The 255-nt window shown below is 51.8% G+C and carries 1 rRNA gene; it reads right to left on the minus strand.

Annotation, left to right across the window (positions count from 1 at the left end):
• A 23S ribosomal RNA gene (locus tag ACVYAD_RS25250) occupies positions 1 to 255 on the minus strand; the annotation flags it as partial.

Here is a 255-nt window from a genome sequence, read left to right on the forward strand (position 1 = left end):
CTACTTGTAGGCACACGGTTTCAGGATCTCTTTCACTCCCCTTCCGGGGTGCTTTTCACCTTTCCCTCACGGTACTGGTTCACTATCGGTCACTAGGTAGTATTTAGCCTTGGGAGATGGTCCTCCCGGATTCCGACGGAATTTCACGTGTTCCGCCGTACTCAGGATCCACTCAGGAGAGAACGAACTTTCGACTACAGGGCTTTTACCTGCTCTGGCGGACCTTTCCAAGTCGCTTCATCTAACTCGCTCTTT

Source organism: Lysinibacillus sp. G1-3 (assembly GCF_056322905.1).